The organism is Leptolyngbya cf. ectocarpi LEGE 11479 (genome assembly GCF_015207065.1).
Classification (GTDB): Bacteria; Cyanobacteriota; Cyanobacteriia; order Phormidesmidales; family Phormidesmidaceae; genus Leptothoe; species Leptothoe ectocarpi.
This window is the reverse complement of the sequence record NZ_JADEXP010000549.1, coordinates 1-2,559: the sequence shown is the minus strand read 5'-3', so window position 1 is coordinate 2,559 and position 2,559 is coordinate 1. Positions and strand designations below refer to the sequence as shown.

Annotated in this window: 2 protein-coding genes; one reads left to right on the top strand and one right to left on the bottom strand. The window is 51.6% G+C overall.

Annotated features, from left to right (window positions below; all coding sequences use genetic code 11):
- A partial coding sequence (locus tag IQ260_RS29745; protein ID WP_193996661.1) for an alpha-mannosidase occupies nt 1-1,892 on the top strand: 1,892 nt, incomplete at its 5' end.
- Nucleotides 1,893-2,136: 244 nt separating this feature from the next.
- On the opposite strand, the gene IQ260_RS29740 is transcribed toward IQ260_RS29745, so the two are convergent.
- Nucleotides 2,137-2,559 (bottom strand): single stranded DNA-binding domain-containing protein (locus tag IQ260_RS29740; protein WP_228016562.1); only part of this gene is annotated, 423 nt, incomplete at its 5' end.

Here is a 2,559-nt window from a genome sequence, read left to right as displayed (position 1 = left end):
TTAATTATGATCCGGTGCAGATGGCCGAGTATGCCGCCAAGTGGGAGCAGAAAACTGATATCGCCCATACCTGCTGGCTTCCAGGTGTGGGCGATCATGGCGGTGGGCCAACGCGAGACATGTTACTGAAGGCACGACGGTGGCGAGAGTCACCGTTTTTTCCTCAGGTTAAGTTTTCGACACCAAAGGAGTTCTTGCATGAGGCGATGGGCAGCCCGGTTGACCTACCCGTGTGGGACGATGAGCTTTATCTGGAGCTGCATCGTGGGTGCTATACAGTCCACAGCGATCAAAAACAGAAAAATCGTCGCGGTGAAGATTTGTTATATCAGGCCGAGGTGTGGGCAACGGTAGCGCAGCTGGTGAGCGGTCAGCCCTATCCTCAAGAGACATTAGAGACCGCGTGGAAGGGGCTCTTGTTTAACCAGTTTCACGACATTTTGCCAGGAACGTCGATTCCCCAAGTATTTGAGGATGCCAATGAGGAATGGGCCAAAGTAGATGCGCTGGGTCGGTCGGTCTTAGAACAGTCGTTAGCGGCTCTGTCAGTGCAGGGGACTGTCGGGCGAGGTAAGCCTCTGCAGGTGTTTAATGCTCTGAGCTGGTCCCGCACTGAGGTCGTAACCGTGGCGGTACCGCTAGGACCGTGGCAGATTATCGATTGTGAAACCAACCAGCTGGTGGATCATGTTGTTTATCCAGCCGAGGCCCCGTTTGCTGGGAGCCCAGCAGACCAGGAGAGTCAGGTTCTGAGTTTCTTGGCCCACGATGTACCTGCGGTTGGATATCGGTTGTATGCGCTGGTGGCGGGCACAACAGAGGTGTTGGCCGACGTGCATACGGAAAAGTATATTTTAGAGAATGCTTGTCTGCGGGTGGTTGTTTCTCCTAAAACTGGAGAGATTATTTCCTGTATACACCTGGCAACCGGGCGAGAGATTTTGAGTTCGGCGGCTAATCAGCTGCAGTGTTTTGAAGATAGCGGCCAATATTGGGATGCCTGGAATATTGCCCCTGACTATGCCGATAAGCCCTGTGCCTCGGCCCAGCTGATATCGATTGAATGGATCTCTCGAAATCCTATCTGCCATCGGTTGCGAGTCACTCGCCAGTTAAATCAATCCACCCTTGTGCAAGACTATTGTTTGGCCGCTGACGCTCCCTGTTTGAACGTGGAAACCTGGGTCGATTGGCAGGAAACGCAGGTGGTGCTCAAGGTTAATTTTCCCATCACCATCGCGTCTGATCAGGCTACCTATGAAGTACCCTTTGGGGCGATTGATCGACCGACAAAACCGACGACTGAGCACGAAAAAGCAAAATGGGAAGTCCCTGCACTACGCTGGGCTGATTTAAGTGATGAGGCCTTTGGTTTGAGCATTTTGACCGACTGTAAGCATGGGTTTGATGCTAAACCCAGCCAGCTACGGCTAACGCTACTCAAAGCACCGCTGTGGCCAGATCCGGGTTGCGATCGCACCCATCATCACTTCACCTATGCCCTCTATCCCCACCCAGGCAACTGGCAAACAGCCCACACCCCACACCATGCCCAGGCGCTCAATATCCCTCTGAGAGCTTATACACCTATGTCATCCGGTATGCCCGCAGGCCAACCTGCTAGTGGGGCTATCTGCCGGAGCTTTCTCAGTCTGGACGCCGAGCATTTGATCCTGGCAGCCTTCAAACCGAGTGAAGCAGATCCCAGCTGCTTTATTGCCCGCTACTACGATGCCTATGGCATCCCCTCCGAGGGTACCCTCACCAACAGCTTAGGGCTAACCGTAGGCGCAGCTGTCAACTTACTCGAAGAACCGATTGAGTCCTTGCCGGTTCGGCCTTACCAAATCCAAACCAGATGCCTGGTGCCTGAAAAGCTGGGAGAAGCATAGAGGCCGAGCCGTTGTAACAACAGCTCGGCCCGTTTCTGTATATTGGTGTAGCCAATAAGGGGTGGGGTAAGTATAATTCGTTTGTCTATAAATACATTCAACCCAAATGTGCCCTATCAGTTAACAGTTGAGCGAAGATAGTTTGAACTTTTCTTGAAGCTACGAGCCTAACGTTTAAGCGGGCATAAAAAGCTACCGTGCTACTTGTAGTAAAGATACGTAGCGCCTGCTAAAGGCTACGTAATTATACGCCTACAGGAGTTTTATTGTTGGTTTGGGGATTGTTATAGCCATTCTCTCCGTCTGGGTCTTTCACCCGATCCAAATCAATATCCAACACTTGCATGTTGAGTCCAGCTTTAGGCGTACTATCTGTTTTTGATACGTAAGGTACAGGTTCGACACTGCCAGTACAAATAATCAGCGACCCTTTTTTCAAAAAAGAAATTTTCCGCCAGGCTGCCGACCCTTCCCAAATACTCAGCCGTACGGTGAAGGATTCGTTGCGATCTTTTACCCCGCGCACATAAATAGTGCCATCCGCCACCCGCTTCTGTTGACCATTCCGCAGGTCTACAGTTTTAACAACAACGTCAGCAGCGAGGTTGCCGCTGACGGTCCATTTATTGAGTCCAGCACTAGACATGGTGAGAGCGCTCCCTTGAGA